The 15,834-nt window shown below is 69.2% G+C and carries 15 protein-coding genes; 7 read left to right on the top strand and 8 right to left on the bottom strand.

The window, feature by feature from the left end; translation table 11 throughout:
* Positions 1-10: 10 nt before the first annotated feature.
* Positions 11-1,018, bottom strand: a complete 1,008-nt coding sequence (locus DIE22_RS16515; RefSeq protein ID WP_124605555.1) for an Acg family FMN-binding oxidoreductase — start codon at positions 1,016-1,018, stop codon at positions 11-13.
* Between the two features lie 176 nt (positions 1,019-1,194).
* Here DIE22_RS16515 and DIE22_RS16510 point away from each other — a divergent pair, with 176 nt between their 5' ends.
* On the top strand, positions 1,195-2,184 hold the full coding sequence (locus DIE22_RS16510; protein ID WP_124605554.1) for a zinc-dependent alcohol dehydrogenase family protein: 990 nt from the start codon (positions 1,195-1,197) through the stop codon (positions 2,182-2,184).
* Between the two features lie 25 nt (positions 2,185-2,209).
* Here the strand turns inward: DIE22_RS16510 and fnr are convergent, their stop codons facing one another.
* The 3 genes from fnr to DIE22_RS16495 form a co-directional block, all read right to left on the bottom strand.
* Positions 2,210-2,983: a fumarate/nitrate reduction transcriptional regulator Fnr gene (fnr, locus tag DIE22_RS16505; protein WP_124605553.1), complete on the bottom strand. Its 774-nt coding sequence runs from the start codon at positions 2,981-2,983 to the stop codon at positions 2,210-2,212.
* A gap of 421 nt (positions 2,984-3,404) precedes the next feature.
* Positions 3,405-4,052 (bottom strand): response regulator transcription factor, encoded by a 648-nt coding sequence (locus tag DIE22_RS16500; RefSeq protein ID WP_124605552.1) that lies wholly within the window; start codon positions 4,050-4,052, stop codon positions 3,405-3,407.
* Positions 4,049-6,043 (bottom strand): PAS domain S-box protein, encoded by a 1,995-nt coding sequence (locus tag DIE22_RS16495; protein WP_124605551.1) that lies wholly within the window; start codon positions 6,041-6,043, stop codon positions 4,049-4,051. Before DIE22_RS16495 ends, DIE22_RS16500 begins: the two co-directional genes overlap by 4 nt.
* Positions 6,044-6,280: 237 nt before the next feature.
* Between DIE22_RS16495 and DIE22_RS16490 the strand changes: the two genes are divergently transcribed.
* Positions 6,281-6,751, top strand: coding sequence for a universal stress protein (locus DIE22_RS16490; protein ID WP_124497635.1), 471 nt, complete (start codon positions 6,281-6,283; stop codon positions 6,749-6,751).
* Positions 6,752-6,802: 51 nt separating this feature from the next.
* Here DIE22_RS16490 and DIE22_RS16485 read toward each other — a convergent pair whose 3' ends face one another.
* The 4 genes from DIE22_RS16485 to DIE22_RS16470 all read right to left on the bottom strand — a co-directional run bounded on the left by DIE22_RS16485 (position 6,803) and on the right by DIE22_RS16470 (position 10,253).
* Positions 6,803-7,636, bottom strand: a complete 834-nt coding sequence (locus DIE22_RS16485; RefSeq protein ID WP_124497634.1) for a universal stress protein — start codon at positions 7,634-7,636, stop codon at positions 6,803-6,805.
* A complete protein-coding gene (locus DIE22_RS16480) occupies positions 7,633-8,136 on the bottom strand; it encodes a universal stress protein (protein ID WP_124605550.1) in 504 nt (167 codons plus the stop codon). The genes DIE22_RS16485 and DIE22_RS16480 overlap by 4 nt, the downstream gene beginning before the upstream one ends.
* A 69-nt stretch (positions 8,137-8,205) precedes the next feature.
* Positions 8,206-9,405, bottom strand: coding sequence for an acetate/propionate family kinase (locus DIE22_RS16475; protein ID WP_124497632.1), 1,200 nt, complete (start codon positions 9,403-9,405; stop codon positions 8,206-8,208).
* Between the two features lie 8 nt (positions 9,406-9,413).
* On the bottom strand, positions 9,414-10,253 hold the full coding sequence (locus DIE22_RS16470; protein ID WP_124497631.1) for a universal stress protein: 840 nt from the start codon (positions 10,251-10,253) through the stop codon (positions 9,414-9,416).
* Positions 10,254-10,443: 190 nt separating this feature from the next.
* Here DIE22_RS16470 and DIE22_RS16465 point away from each other — a divergent pair, with 190 nt between their 5' ends.
* Genes DIE22_RS16465 through DIE22_RS16445 form a run of 5 tightly spaced genes read left to right on the top strand, consistent with a single transcriptional unit; the run spans position 10,444 to position 15,595 of the window.
* Complete coding sequence (locus DIE22_RS16465; RefSeq protein WP_124605549.1) at positions 10,444-10,983, top strand: hypothetical protein; 540 nt, start codon at positions 10,444-10,446, stop codon at positions 10,981-10,983.
* Entirely contained in the window at positions 10,973-11,719 is a 747-nt protein-coding gene (locus DIE22_RS16460; protein WP_124497629.1) for a beta-ketoacyl-ACP reductase, read from the top strand. Before DIE22_RS16465 ends, DIE22_RS16460 begins: the two co-directional genes overlap by 11 nt.
* Complete coding sequence (locus tag DIE22_RS16455) at positions 11,716-13,530, top strand: alpha/beta hydrolase (RefSeq protein WP_124497628.1); 1,815 nt, start codon at positions 11,716-11,718, stop codon at positions 13,528-13,530. The genes DIE22_RS16460 and DIE22_RS16455 overlap by 4 nt, the downstream gene beginning before the upstream one ends.
* A complete protein-coding gene (locus DIE22_RS16450) occupies positions 13,527-14,558 on the top strand; it encodes a bifunctional enoyl-CoA hydratase/phosphate acetyltransferase (protein ID WP_124497627.1) in 1,032 nt (343 codons plus the stop codon). The genes DIE22_RS16455 and DIE22_RS16450 overlap by 4 nt, the downstream gene beginning before the upstream one ends.
* Positions 14,555-15,595, top strand: coding sequence for a zinc-dependent alcohol dehydrogenase family protein (locus DIE22_RS16445; protein WP_124497626.1), 1,041 nt, complete (start codon positions 14,555-14,557; stop codon positions 15,593-15,595). The genes DIE22_RS16450 and DIE22_RS16445 overlap by 4 nt, the downstream gene beginning before the upstream one ends.
* The last annotated feature ends 239 nt before the right edge of the window (positions 15,596-15,834 follow it).

Here is a 15,834-nt window from a genome sequence, read left to right as displayed (position 1 = left end):
CTCGTCGAGATCAGGAGAAGGAGATCACTTCGTCGAGCGGGCGACGCGGCGAATGCCGCGTGTGCGGGCCGCGCCCGACGCGCAGCAGCAATTGCGGCTCGCCGCGCAGCCCGAGCATGTGGGACAGGTGGGCACGCAGCCCGGCCGTCTCGATCGGCTGGTTCAGGTACGACGCGGTATAACCGGCGCGCGTCGCGACGAGCAGGACCCGCTCCAGCGCCTGGCCGGCGGCGAGCCACGCTTCGCGATCGTCGCGCACGGTCGCGATGCACACGATCAACGGCGATGCGCCGACGAGCTGGTGATGCAGCGCGGCGAGCCCGTTGCCGAGATCGAAGGTCCGTACCGCCGTCGTCACCACCGGTGCCGCGAAATCCAGCAACGCCGGCATGCCGGCCGCGAATGCGGGCATGCCATCGACGTGCCGGCGCGGATCGATCCAGCTCGCCAGCTCGCGCCGGAAGCGCGGGTCCGCGAACTGCTGGCGGTCGGCCTCCCCAACGAGCTCCGCGACGCGCGCGCGGTGTGCGATCGAGTCGACGCACGCGACGTCGGCACCTTCCGCGACGCCGGCCGCGATCAGCTCGTGCTGGATTGCTTCCGGCACAGGGCTCGATTCGAACGGCGCGCGTGTCGTGACGCGGTCCGGAATCGCATCGAACAGCGCGCCGAGGGACGCGTCGGAATAGCCGTCGTCGCAGACCCGGACGAGCGCCAGGAGATCGGGGTCGACTTCGGAAGGAAACGTGCGGATCGTGTGGGCGAGCCCGGCGTGATTGAGCGCGACACGCAGATTGAGCAACGCCGCCCCGCAGCTGATGATCAGCTCGCGATCGAACGGATCGACCACGGGCAACGCGCGAACGCGGTCCGCGCAGACCGAGATCGTGGTGCCGTTGACCAGGAAGCGCCACGGCTGGGAATTGTGGCTGGACGGAGCCAGCACCGCGTAGCCCAGCAGCGATTTCAGTTGCGCTTCGGGATGGGCGCTTGCGGCAAGGGGGGGAATGGATATCATTCGATTATCTCCAGGGTCGCCGCCTCGGGCGGCGTCACGCCACTTCATCGTGTCAGCAACCGTCCGGCGGCCGTTGACCCACATCAAGCGCCCGTCACCGGGCGGTGCGCGCGCGATGCGCGGCGACTAGCCTTGGAAAGCGAAGCGCGCGAGAGCGATCGCGCGGGGAGGCGAGCATGCTTGCGATGATGTTTGACGGCACGACACCGCATTTGCGCGAAGCGCACGTGCCGGACCCATCGCCCGCGGCGGGCCAGCTGCTGATCGACGTGCACGCGTGCGGCGTATGCCGGACCGATCTCCACGTGGTCGACGGCGAGCTCGCGCACCCGAAGCTCCCGCTGATTCCGGGGCACGAAATCGTCGGCACGGTGCGCCGACTGGGCGCAGGCGTGACGGGCTTTGCCGTCGGCGACCGGGTGGGCGTCCCCTGGCTCGGCTCGACCTGCGGGCATTGCGCGTATTGCCGGTCCGGCCGCGAAAACCTGTGCGACAGCCCGGGATTCACCGGCTATACGATCGACGGCGGCTATGCCGAATGCGCCGTCGCCGATCATCGGTATTGCGTGCACCTGCCGCGGCGTTATTCCGATCTGGAAGCCGCGCCGCTGCTGTGCGCCGGGCTGATCGGCTATCGAACCTTGCGCATGGCGGGCGACGCTCGCCGGATCGGCATCTACGGCTTCGGCGCGGCAGCCCATCTCGTCGCGCAGGTCGCGCAGGTCGAAGGACGCAAGGTGTTTGCGTTGACGAAGCCGGGCGACATCGTGGCCCGGCAGCTCGCGCTGTCACTGGGCGCGGCATGGGCCGGCGGCAGCGACGAGGCGCCGCCGGAGCCGCTCGATGCCGCGCTGATTTTCGCGCCGCTCGGTGCGCTGGTGCCGGCCGCGCTGCGCGCGCTCGACAAAGGCGGGATCGTGGTATGCGGCGGCATTCACATGAGCGACATCCCGGGCTTTCCGTACGCGTGGCTGTGGGGCGAGCGCCGCATCGCGTCGGTGGCGAACCTGACGCGGGCGGATGCGGTCGAGTTCATGCGAATCGCCGATGCGATGCCGCTGCGGGTCGAGGCCGTGCGCTACGCGCTGGCCGATGCGAACCGCGCACTCGACGACTTGCGCGGCGGGCGCGTGTCGGGCGCCGCCGTGCTGGGCATGCGCGGCTGATCCGCCCGACGTTCCCGCGGTGCGCTCAGATCTGCCGGAGGCCTTCCGAATCGACGATCCGGATCTGCTTGCCCTGCGCCGCGACGAGCCCCTTGTGCTGGAACTTCGACAGCATGCGGCTGACCGTTTCGAGCTTCATCCCGAGATATTCGCCGATCTCGTCGCGCGTCATCCGCAGCACGAATTCGGCGGCCGAGTAGCCGCGCGCCTTGAAGCGTGCGGAAAGATTCAGCAGGAACGCGGCCACGCGCTGCTCGGCGGTCATCGTGCCGAGCAGCAGCATCTGGGAGGATTCGCGCACGATCTCGCCGCCCATCATCTGGTACACGTGATGCTGCATCGGCCGCACTTCGCGGCACAGCTGCTCGAGCTGGCCGAACGGGATGATGCAGACCGTGCTGTCCTCGAGCGCGATCGCGTCGCCGTTGTGGCGCCCGGTGTGCACGCCGTCGAGCCCGAGCGATTCGCCGACGATCTGGAAGCCGGTGATCTGCTCGTCGCCGTCGCGATGCATCACGATGGTCTTGAACGACCCGGTTCGCACGGCATAGATGCTGTTGAATGCGTCGCCCGCGCGAAACAGCGCTTCGCCGCGCTTGACGTGGCGCGTCGTGCAGATCATCGCGTCGACGCGTGCGAAATCGTCGGGCGAAAGGTCGGATGGCATGCAGACGGTACGCAATGCGCACGTCGAACAGCGGGAGGTGGAGCGCTTCGGCTGATCCGCCGGTTCGACGGGATGCAGCGGGATGAACTGGCGTAACGGCAGGTTCGTCGAGACGTTGGCACTGCTCTGCATGATCGGCTCCAGTTGAGGGGCAGCGTCGGCTCGCCGTCGGGCAGGGTCGCGCTGGCCGTTGTACCGGCGGCCTTGGTCTCTGCCGCCTTCCTGATGGAAAAGCCACGCCGGGCGAGCCGGGAGACCGATACGCCAGTCTCGACGGCGATGCTGCCCTTGCTCCGGGAGGCACGCTTGCTTGTCTTTCTCGATGTGCAGTATGGATGTTGCGCGGCGTCAAGAAAATCAGCCGGAATTGAAGTTGCGGTAGGAGAGAGGGAAGTCTTGTAGGTGATTTCCTACACGGGTGCGGCAACTTGTCGCGGGCGTGCGCCGGACACGGAGGACGGGCGGGTCGTCGCCGCGCCGGCCTGGCCGTCGTCGCCGCTGCGTTCGGGAAATCCGGGCGGGGGCGGGCACTCGACCCTGCCCGATGCCGCCGTCAGAGTTCGTCCGGGTCGTCGAACAGCTTGTGACGCATCGCGTAGCGCACGAGTGCCGTGTCGTTCGGCATCTGCATCTTTTCGAGGATCCGCGTCTTGTACGTGCTGACGGTCTTGACGCTGACGCAGAGCGCCTGCGCGATCTCGGCAATCGACTCGCCGGTGGTGACGCGCCGGAAGACGTCGAACTCGCGGTCGGACAGGCGCTGGTGCGGCAGGAGATCGGTCGGCTCGTTCAGGCTCTGCGCGAATTGCTCGGCCATCGCCAGGCTCACGTAGACGCCGCCGCCGGCGATCTTGGTCAGCGCGGCGACCAGTTCCGCGCTGGCGCTTTCCTTGGTCATGTAGCCCGAGGCCCCCGCGCGGAACGCGCGCACCGCATATTGCTGCTCGGCATGCATCGTCAGCACGAGGATATGCAACGCGGGCTTCTCGTCCTTGATCTGCTTGATGAGTTCGACACCGTTGCGGCCGGGCATCGACAGGTCGAGCACCAGCACGTTGGCGTCCGTGCCGCGCATGAGCGCGATCGTCGAAGCACTGTCCTGCGCTTCGCCGACGACGTCGAAACCGCTGGCGTTCCGCAGGATGTGCCGCAGGCCGTCCCTGACGAGTGCATGGTCGTCGGCGATGAGTACCCTGATCATGACAGCGCATCTCCTGGCTGGATGGCGTGCAGCGGCAGCGCCACGGTGATCGTGAATCCTGCTCCCGGCCGGTTGTCGATCGTCACCGTCCCCTCGAGCATGTGCACGCGCTCGCGGATGCCGATCAGGCCGAACGACGGGCGATCCCGCACGTTGCCGGCGTCCTCCGGCGCGCCGTGACCGTTGTCCGCGATGCGCAGCATGCAACAACCGTCTTCCACTTTCAATGCCAGCTTCACGTTCGTCGCGTCCGAGTGCCGCGCGACGTTGTTCAGCGCCTCCTGCACGATGCGGAACAGCGTGGTTGCGCCGGCACCGGTGAACGCGGTACCGACGGGCGCGATGTCGCGGTCGACCGTGATCTTGTAGCGACGCGTGAAATCGTTTGCAAGCCATTCGATCGCCGGGACGAGCCCAAGGTCGTCGAGCATCACCGGCCGCAGATCGGCCGCGATGCGCCGGACCGACGCAACGGTCGAATCGATCAGGCGATGCATGCCGCCCAACTGCTCGCGCACGCCGGCGTCGGGGGCGACGACACCGGCGAGCCCCCGTTCGACGGCGGAGAGGTCCATCTTGAGCGCGGTGAGCTGCTGACCGAGGTCATCGTGCAATTCGCGCGCAATCCGCGTTTTCTCTTCCTCCCGCACGTTCTGCAGGTTGGCGGACAGCTCGCGCAGTTCCTCGCGCGACTGCTTGAGGGCGTTTTCCGCCCGCACCCGCTCGGTGACGTCGCGCAGCATGACCGTGTACAGCTTGCCGGTGCCGTCGCGGATCTGCGAGATCGACGCCTCGATCGGAAACTCCGTGCCGTCGCCGCGCAAGCCGGACAACACGGGTTGCCGCCCCATCTGGCGCTCCGACACGCCGGTCACGCCGAATTGCTCGACGTGCCGCGCATGCGCGGCGCGGAAGCGCTCGGGGATGAAGCGGGACAGCGGCGCACCGATCGCCTCCGTCGCGGAGACGCCGAACACGCGCTCGGCCGCCGGGTTGAAGATCACGATCGTCTGGCTTTCGTCGACGGTGATGATGGCCTCCATCGATGACCGGATGATGGCCATCATCCGGTCATCGATGGGCGGGCTGTCGACGGCGGCCCCGGCGGGAGGCGCGCGTTTCGCGGCGACCTGCCGCACGCGCGCGGCCAGCGTCAGCGACAGTGCGAGGCCGGCCAGCAGCACGGCCATCGCGGCGCCGGACATGGCCGCGCGCGGTGCGCTGTAGCGCAGCGAGAGCGGCGTGCCGCCGAAGCTCAGCGCATCGGTTCGCGTGAACGTATCGCGGCGCGCGCTGGCGTCGCCGCCGTCGAAGCCGCCTGAATAGACGGGCGCCGCCGGATTGTCGGCCATGATGTCCATGTGCAGCCGGTCGAGCACGGCCGAATCGACGAGACGATCCGGATTCAGCGACGCGTAGACGTATCCGGTCGCGCGCGCGTGCCGTGGCCCGGACAGCGCCCCGTCTTCAGCACCCGCATAAATCGGCAAGTACAGGGTCAGTTCCGTCCGGGATTTCGTCGCACCGGTGCTGTCCTGGATCGCGTTCGCGGCCATCGCGACCTCGCCGGTTTCCGCCGCCCGCTGCAGTGCCAGCCGGGTCGGCTGATCGTCCGCGGCGGCGCTCGGTTCGATTCTTCCGAGCGTGCGGACGGGGGATTGCAATCCGTCCAGATCGAGACTGGCGAGATAACCGCGCCACGCGGCCCCGGATTGCGGCGCTGCCAGTGTCGACGCGAAGCCGCGCGCGCCGCGCAATACGGCCGTGGCGCCGAGGAGGCTGCGCCGGAGCTCGGCCGTCGCGCGTGTCGCGGCTTGCTCGAACCTTGCCTGGTCGGCTTGTCGGGCCGCGATCTGCAGTGACCGGGAAGCCGCAAACGTGGCAGTCAGGCCAAGCGCCAGCGTCAGCAGCGCGGCCATGGCTGCGTATCGGGCGGGCCGAATCCGGTGCGGAGCCGGCCCGCCCTTGAAGGAGGGCGCATTCACTGTCATTGCCGTTCATCCTGACGGATTTCGCCGGCGGCGGGCCGGGCGCGACGCACGTAAAGCGCCGCGGGCCGGAACCGCGATGTCACCCGAAATTGTGCGCGTTCCAGCAACGTTCGCCAATCGGTGCCGATGCATACGGTCGGCGCCGTGCGGGCTTGACCCGCGTCAACGGCAAGGCGTCCGTCGGGATCAGACTGGCTTGAGGAACCGATCGAACCCGGACGACGGCAGGGAGGCATCATGTACCAAAGGATCTTCGCGGCACTCGACGGCAGCCGCAGCGCGCGGCTCGCGCTCGACGAGGCGATTTCGCTCGCCCGCGATTCGGGCAGCCTGATCATCGCCGTGTGCGTGGTATCGGATGCGCCCCGGCCGGTCGACGTCGACAGCGGCTACATCGACCAGCGCGACCGGGCCGGACTGGACGCGGACCAGGCCGCGATCGCGGTCTCCGACGCGGAAACCGCGTTTCGGCTGTCCGGGGTGCGCGGCATCGCGCAAACGATCGACGCAGGCGGAGAGGACGTTTCGGACGTGCTGGCGCGCGCCGCCGCCGAATGCGATGCGGACCTGATCGTGATGGGCACGCATGGCCGCCGCGGCGTGCGCCGTGCGTTGCTCGGCAGCGTCGCCGAATCGCTGGTGCGCATCGCGAACCGGCCGGTGCTGGTCGTACGGGAGGGGCCGGGCGCGTGCGCCGGCATGTTGTGACGGTCGTGACAGGAAGCGGGCAGCCGCTTGCGGCTGCCGGCTTTCACTCGCTCAGTGGGACAGCAGGACCGGCACCGTCATCGTCTCGAGGATCGTGCGCGTCGCGCCGCCCAGCACGCGTTCGTGCATGCGGGCATGACTGTACAGGCCCATCACCAGCAGGTCCGCGTGCAGGTCGGTCGCCCGGTTCAGCAGCGTCGCGCCCACGCTCACCGACCGTTCGCGCGGCGTGGTGGAGAACGACGCGCGAATGCCGTGACGTTCGAGATACGCGGCGACATCGACACCCGCCGGCGTCTTGTCCGGATCGGGATGCCCGCGGGACACCGTCTCGACGTTGACGAAGCGCGCGCGGGCGAGCAGCGGCAGCGCATCGGCCAGCGCGCGCGCGGCTTCGCGTCCGCCGTCCCAGCCGATCAGCACGTTCTCGCCGAGCGTTCGCACGTCGCCCGCGTAGGGCACGACGATCGCCGGACGTCCGCTGCCCATCACGACATCCTCGATGAAATGGCGGGCCACGTAGGTCATGCGGTCGTCGGGATCTTCCTGGCCCAGCACCAGCAGATCGGCGTGGCGCGCATGCAGGATCGCGGCATCGGTCGCGTCGCCGGCCGGCGCCTGCCATTCGACGCTGCGTCCGGCGCGTTCGGCAGCCGTCAGGAATCTTTCTTCCGCGTCCTTGCGCCGCTGCTCGCACAGGCGTTCATAGACGGCGAGCTTGAGCGGCTCGTCAGGCCGCCGCAACGGCTCGAAGAGGTCCTGACAGACCACGTAGAGGCCGATCAGGTGGGCATTCCAGCGTCCCGCGAGTTCGAGCGCGAGGTCGACGCGCGTCTTGCAGCGCTCGCTGTCGTCGAGGTGGACGAGCAGGGTCTTGTAGCTCATGACGGCTCCTTTTCGGTTGATGCCGCGGCGGTCTCGGCGGATGCCCCGGATGCGCAGCTCGCCGGAATCATCAGGACCGGGCACGTGGCATGACGCAGCACGCGTTCGGCCACGCTGCCCAGCGCGAGGCGGCGAAAGCCGCGCCGGCCGTGCGTGCCGAGCACGATCAGGTCGGCATCGAGCTCGCCGGCGAGGCCGGCGATCCGTTGCGCGACGTCCTCGCCCGCCGGCGCGACATTGGAAATCTGCGGGGTGCCGGCCACGTCGCGCGCCTTCATGCGTCGTGCCGCGTCCTCCGTGACGCGCAGTCCTTCCTCGCGGAATGCATCGATCAGGATCGACGGATCGTATCCGTACGCGTCGTAGGCCGGCACGAGCACATCGACGACATAGACCGGGGTCAGCCGTGCACCCGTCTCCGCCGCGAGGTTCAGCGCGGCGTCGAGTGCGCGGGACGACGTGTCACTGCCGTCGAGCGCAACCAGAATGTTCGAGTACATGGCGTTTCCCTTGAAACGAGGTCGATGCAATCATCATCGGCGCATGCGGGCCGATCGCGCTGATCTGGATCAACCGTCGCGGTTGCCGCGAAGCACGCGCGCCGCGGCGCGCGCGGCGACCCACGCTTCGTTGGTCGGCTCCACGACGACCGTGACCGCGCTCGACGGAGACGACACGACATGCGCATGGTCGGCATTCGCGTGTGCGTCGAGCGCGATGCCGAGCCAGCCGAGCGACGCGCAGATCCGCGCGCGCAATTCCGCCGAATGCTCGCCGATGCCCGCCGTGAAGACCAGCATGTCCAGGCCGCCGAGCAGTGCGCTCAGCGCACCGGTCTCGCGCACGATGCGATGGACGTACAGTGCCAGCGCATCGCGGGCCCGCGTGTCGCCGGCCGCTTCGCACGCGAGCAGCACGCGCGGATCGCCGGACGCACCCGAGACGCCCTTGAGCCCCGACTCGTGATACAGCAGGTGCCCCAGGTCGTCGCCCGACAGCTTCGCGACCTCGAGCAGGTGCAGGACGACGCCCGGATCGAGCGTCCCGCAGCGGGTGCTCATCATCAATCCGTCGAGCGCGGAGAAGCCCATGGTCGTCGCGACGCTGCGGCAGTCGCGCAGCGCGCACAGGCTCGCGCCGCTGCCGAGATGAGCCGCGATCACCCGGCCGTGCGCGCGCGCGCCGAACGACTCGTCGAGCGCGACGGCCAGGTATTCGTACGACAGCCCGTGGAACCCGTAGCGGCGCACGCCCTGGTCGAACCACGCATGCGGCAGAGGCAGCAATTGCTCGACACGTGGCAGCGTGCGATGAAACGCCGTGTCGAACACCGCGATTTGCGCGACGTCCGGAAACGCGTCGCGCAGCGCGTCGATCGCGTCCAGGCTGTGCGGCTGATGCAAGGGCGCCAGCGGCGTCAGCGTGCGAAGCGCGTCCAGCACTGTGTCGTCGACGACCACCGGCTCCACGTACTGCGCGCCGCCGTGCACGACGCGATGCGCGATCGCGCCGAGCGTGACGTGCGGCAGCTGCACGCGGATCCACATCGCGATCCGCGCGAGCACGGCGCGGTAGGGATCGCCCGCGACCAGCGGCAGCGAGTCGCCCGGCTCGGCATCGAAGCGGATCGACACGCCGTTGCCGGTCGCGACCGCTTCGCCGTCGTGCAGCGGCCGCCGCGCGGGATCGCCGTGCGGCGGATACGCAAAGACGGCGAACTTCACGCTCGACGAACCGGCATTGACGACGAGGAGCGCCAGCGTACGCATCGGCCGGCTCAGTGCGACATCAGCACCGGCAGCGTCATCGACGCCAGCACCGTGCGCGTGGCGCCGCCCATCACCAGCTCACGCCAGCGCGGATGACCGTAAGCGCCCATCACGAGCAGGTCGGAACCCGTTTCATACGCCCGTGACAGCAGCGTGTCGCCGGCCGACGAACCGGGGCCGGCACCGATGTCGAGCACGGTCACGTCGGGCGCATGGCGCGCCAGCATCAACGCGGCATCGGCGGCCGGGATCCGCGTGGCCGCCGCTTCCGAGTCGCCGTCCACCACGGCGACGACCGTCGTGCGCTTGGCATGCTCGAGAAAGGGCATCGCGTCATGCGCGGCGCGGGCGGCTTCCCGGCTGCCGTCCCAGGCGACGAGCACCCGTTCGCCGATCGACGGGAATTCCCCGGTGTACGGCACGAACAGCACCGGGCGGCCCGCGGACAACACGAGGGTCTCCGGAAACTGGTCGTCGATGTAGGTCTCGGGATCGTTCGGGTCGCTCTGGCCGGCAATCACGAGGTCGGCAAGACGTGCGGCGCGCGGCACGGCCAGGTTCGCGCGCTCGTCGGCACGAACCCAGGCTGCCGGCACTTTCGCGCGTGCCGTCTCGGCATGGAACAGGCGCTCCAGCGCGGCGAGCCGTTCGTCGCGCTGTTCGCGGTGCGCGCGGAAGTAATCGGCGGACCCGGCCATCACGTAGAACGAATGCGGCTCCGGCGTGTAGACCGCGAACAGGCCGGTCAGATGCGCACCGAAGCGCCGGGAGAGGCGCAACGCGAGCTCGAGGCGCGAATGCGCGCGGACGCTCGTATCGAGGTGCACGACTATGCTCTTGTAGCTCATCGGAATCGCTCCATCGACGGGTGATCCGCCAGTGCAATCCAGTCTACGGAGCAGGGTTTCCTCGCACTTGACTCAGATCAACGGCAGCCGCGCGCGATGCCCGCACAGTGAAGCAGTCGCGATGCCGGTCACGGGCAGGCGGCATGAGGCGGGATGCCAACCCATGGATCGGATCGAAGGAGGGAAGCCGATGAGCACGTACGCTTTGACGACACCGAACGACGTTTGCCGCGCGGGCTGCGATCTCGCGCTGCGCACGGCCGCGCTGAACCGCGACTGGCAGCATGAATGGCATGCGCTGGCAGGGCGGCGCATCGAGCGGGACCGCCACGCGGTGCGCCAGCTGCAGCAGGCGCTTGCGGATACGAAAGAGTGGACGGCCTTCGGCGCGGCAACCCGGCAGGTGATGCGCGACTATGCGATCGCGAGCGTCGCGATCTGGCAGGACGCCGCCGAGCTGTGCATGCGTGCGCAATACGAGAGCGCCGGCGCGTGGCGCAGCTGGCTGCGCGAATACGGCACGGGCGTGCTGTCGGGTTATCAGACCGACTGGCTGCCCGACCTGGAGCGGCTGGCCGTGGTCAACGAGGCCAGCATGCCGTGGGCCGACTGGATGGCGGCACTGGAGCGCGGGATCGAGGACGCGGCCGCCGCGTACGACGGGGCGCCGGTCGCGCCGCGGCGCCTGAACGGCATCACCGACGCACGGGAGAACGGTCATGCGCGCTGAGCGTGTCGCGTTCGTCACGGGCGGAATGGGCGGCCTCGGCGCCGCGATCAGCCGGCGGCTGCACGATGCCGGCATGACGGTGGCCGTGTCGCACACGGAACGCAACGACCACGTCGCGACGTGGCTCACGCAGGAACGCGACGCGGGCCGGACGTTCCACGCGTTCGAGGTCGACGTTGCCGACTACGATTCGTGCCAGCACTGCGCGGCACGCGTGCTGGCCGAGTTCGGGCGCGTCGACGTGCTCGTCAACAACGCCGGGGTCACGCACGACGCCACCTTCGTGAAGATGACCAAGAGCATGTGGGATGCGGTGTTGCGCACCAATCTCGACGGCATGTTCAACATGACGAAGCCGTTCGTGCCGGGCATGATCGAAGCCGGCTTCGGGCGGATCGTGAACATCGGCTCGGTGAACGGCTCGCGCGGCGCATACGGGCAGGCAAACTACGCGGCCGCGAAGGCCGGCATCCATGGCTTCACGAAGGCGCTGGCGCTCGAGCTCGCGCGCCACGGCGTGACGGTCAACACGGTCGCGCCCGGTTACCTGGCGACCGCGATGCTCGAATCGGTGCCGAAGGAGGTGCTCGACACGAAGATCCTGCCGCAGATTCCGGTCGGCCGCCTTGGCGCCCCCGGCGAAATCGCCGAGCTCGTCGCCTTTCTGTGCGCCGACGCGGGGGCATTCGCGACCGGCGCGGAATTCGACGTCAATGGCGGGATGCACATGCGATGAAAGCGTCCGTCATGCGCGCGCCGTTCGGGCGCGAGTCGAGGCGGCCGCCGCGCGAGGATGAGTCGGCATCGCGCGTGACCGAATGCTCGCGCGCCGGTACGACGCCCGCCGAACAATGGAACCGCGCGGCGCATGCGAACGTGGCGGCGATGACGTTCGGGCTGTCGCCCGTGTCGATGGCGCTGGCGATGTTCGACTGGAGCGCGCATCTGGCGGTGGCGCCCGGGAAATGCTTCGAGCTCGCGACCCAGGCGTGGCTGGCCGCCCTTGCGCCGTCGGCGCAGCAGGGCGACGCCGACGATGCGGACGCGAGCGGCCTGGCCGTGCACGCCGGCGAGGCCGATCCCCGCTTCGCCGCACCCGCGTGGGCCGGATGGCCGTTTCGCGCGTATCGCGACGGCTTCCTGTCGATCCAGCGCTGGTGGCACGACGCGACGCGCGATGTGCCGGGCGTCGAACGGCATCATGAGGAACTGGTCGGGTTCGCCGCACGACAGTGGCTCGATGCCTGCTCGCCGGGCAATTTCCTGGCGACCAACCCGGTCGTGCTCGACGCGACGATGCGCAGCGGCGGCATGAATCTCGCGGCAGGCTTCCGGCACTGGCTGGACGATGCGAATGCGTTGTTCGATCGCGCGAGCGGCACGCGGGCCCGCGACGCGCGCGGCTATCTGCCGGGGCACGACGTGGCAATCACGCCGGGGCGCGTCGTATGGCGCAACGCGTTGTGCGAACTGCTGCAGTACGACCCGACGACGGCGGGCGTCGCACGCGAGCCGATCCTGATCGTGCCGTCATGGATCATGAAGTACTACATCCTCGACCTGCAGCCGCACAATTCGCTGATCCGCTTCCTCGTCGATTCCGGCTACACGGTGTTTGCCGTCTCGTGGCGCAATCCTGGCGCGGAAGCGCGCGAGCTCGGGCTCGACGATTATCTGCGTGACGGCTGCATGGCGGCGCTCGACGCCGCCCGTTCGATCTGCGGCGAAGCCGTCCACGCGGTCGGCTATTGCCTCGGCGGCACGCTGCTGGCGATCGGCGCGGCGGCGCTCGCGCGCGACGGTCGGCAACACGACGCGTTGCGGTCCGTCACGTTGCTGGCGGCCCTGACCGATTTCAGCGAACCCGGCGAGCTGGGCCTCTTCATCGACGCCAGCGAACTGTCCGCGCTCGATGCGCTGATGTGGCGGCAGGGCTACCTGGACGGCGCGCAAATGTCCGCCGCGTTCGAACTGCTGAACGCGCGCGACCTGATCTGGTCGCGGATGATGAGCGAATACCTGCTCGGCACGCGTACGAAGCCGAACGACCTGATGTCGTGGAATGCGGACACCACGCGCATGCCGTATCGCATGCATACGGAATACCTGACGCGGCTCTTCCTCGACAACGATCTCGCGGCCGGCCGCTACTGCGTCGACGGCCGGCCGGTCGCGCTGTCGGATATCGACGTGCCGACGTTCGTGGTCGGCACCGAGCGCGATCACGTGTCGCCCTGGCGTTCCGTCTACAAGCTCCATCTGCTCACGCATCACGCGCTGACCTTCGTGCTCACGTCGGGCGGCCACAATGCCGGCATCGTGTCCGAGCCCGGCCATCCGGGACGCCACTATCGCTGCGCGACGCGCGAGCCCGGCGCGCCTTATCGCAGCCGGCACGACTTCGTGCGCGAAACGCCGGCGGTCGACGGATCGTGGTGGACGTGCTGGCGCGACTGGCTGCGCGCGCATTCGTCGGGTGACGTGCCGGCCCGCGTGCCGGCCGCCGGCTTCGCCGCGGCGCCCGGCCACTACGTGCTCGAGAAATGAACGCGAACCTGCATCCGGATACACCTGACAGCGCGCGCCTGCCCGGCCTGTTGCCGCGTGCGGACGGCGCGCTGCCCGACCTGATCGCGCGTGCGCGCCATGCGCCGCCGCTCGCCGTCGCCGTCGTGCATCCGTGCGATGCGGCGAGCCTCGCCACGCTTGCCGCGATCGACGCATCGCCGTTGGGCGCATCGATCGAGCCGTTGATCGTCGCGCCGCGCGCGAAGGTGTTGCGCGTGGCGGACGAGGCGGGTGTCGATCTGGCGAAATGGACGATCGAGGACGTCCCGCACAGCCATGCGGCAGCGGCCCGCGCGGTCGAACTCGCGGCGTCCGGCCGTGCCGGCGCGCTGATGAAGGGCAGCCTGCATACGGACGAGCTGATGGGCGCGGTCGTCGCCGCGGCATCGGGCCTGCGCACGGACAAGCGCGTGTCGCACTGTTTCCTGATCGAGGCACCGGCGTATCCACGGCCGTTCATCCTGACGGACGCGGCGGTAAACATCGCGCCGGATCTTGCGCAGAAGGCGGCCATCACGCAGAACGCGATCGACGTCGCGCATGCACTGGGCGTGGCGTGCCCGCGCGTGGCCGTGCTGTGCGCGGTCGAGACCGTCAATCCGGCGATGCGTTCGACGCTCGACGCGGCGGCACTCGCGAAGATGGCCGAGCGCGGCCAGATCACGGGGGCGATCGTCGACGGCCCGCTCGCGTTCGACAACGCGATATCGCAGCGGGCCGCGCGCGACAAGGGGATCGATTCTCCGGTCGCCGGCCGCGCCGACATCCTGGTCGTGCCCGATATCGAAGCGGGCAACATGCTCGCGAAACAGCTCGAATACCTGGGCGGTGCCGCGAACGCAGGCGTCGTCGTGGGCGCGCGCGTGCCGATCGTGCTGACGAGCCGCGCCGACGGCGTGGCCGTGCGGGTCGCGTCCTGCGCGCTCGCGGTGCTGCTGGCACAGGGCCGGCATGCGTCCGTGTCGCTGAACGAACAGGCCAACCTTTCAATGGAGGAACAGCGATGAAAGCACTCGTGTATCACGGCCCCGGGCGCAAGGCGCTCGAACGGCGGCCCAAACCGGAACTGCAGTCTCCGACCGACGCGATCGTGCGCGTGACGCGCACGACGATCTGCGGCACCGACCTGCACATCCTCAAGGGCGACGTGCCGACGTGCGAACCGGGCCGCATTCTCGGCCACGAAGGCGTGGGTGTCGTCGAGCAGGTCGGCGCCGCGGTCGACTCGCTGAAGCCGGGCGATCACGTGCTGATTTCCTGCATCTCGTCGTGCGGCCGCTGCGAGTACTGCCGCCGCGGGCTGTACTCGCATTGCACGACGGGTGGCTGGATTCTCGGCAACCGGATCGACGGCACGCAGGCCGAGTACGTGCGCATCCCGCATGCGCAGACCAGCCTGTACCGGATCCCGCCGGGCGCGGACGAGGACGCGCTCGTGATGCTGTCCGACATCCTGCCGACCGGATTCGAATGCGGCGTGCTCAACGGCAAGGTGCAGCCGGGCTGCTCGGTCGCGATCGTCGGCGCAGGGCCGATCGGGCTGGCCGCGTTGCTGACCGCGCAGTTCTATTCGCCGGCGCGGATCATCATGATCGACCCGGATGGCAACCGCCTCGAGATCGCGCGGCGCTTCGGCGCGACCGACTGCCTCGACGGCCGCACCGGCGACCCGGTGGCGGACGTGATGCAGCTGACCGACGGCGTCGGCGTGGATTGCGCGATCGAAGCGGTCGGCATTCCGGCGACGTTCGAGATGTGCACGTCGCTCGTGGCACCCGGCGGGGTCGTCGCGAACGTCGGCGTGCATGGCGTCAAGGCCGACCTGCACCTCGAGAAGCTGTGGGATCGCAACATCTCGATCACGACGCGGCTCGTCGACACCGTCAGCACACCGATGCTGCTGAAGACCGTGCGCGCCGGGCGCCTCGATCCGAAGCGCCTGATCACGCACCGGTTCTCGCTCGACGACGTGGAACGCGCGTACGACACGTTCGGGCGCGCCGCCGAAACCCATGCGTTGAAGGTGATTATCGAAGTGGGCTGATGGCCGGGCGGGGCGTGACGGGCGCCGCGGGGGGGGCGGGCGGCGGCAGGGCCGCCCCCGCGCCCCGGGCGGCGGGCGCGGGGGGCGGGCGCGCCGCGCGGGGGGGGGGGGGGGGGGCGCGGCGGGGGGGGGTGGGGGGGGGGGGGGGGGGGGGGGCGGCCAAGCTGAAGTGCGGCGCAGAGAGCGGAAGAAAGGACGGCAAAATCAACAAGACCGAAACAGCCACAAAGCACAAGAAC

Origin of the sequence: Burkholderia sp. Bp9142 (assembly GCF_003853415.1) — a bacterium.
Classification (GTDB): Bacteria; Pseudomonadota; Gammaproteobacteria; order Burkholderiales; family Burkholderiaceae; genus Burkholderia.
The sequence above is the reverse complement of the archived record's forward strand: the minus strand, read 5'-3'. Positions and strand labels throughout refer to the sequence as shown.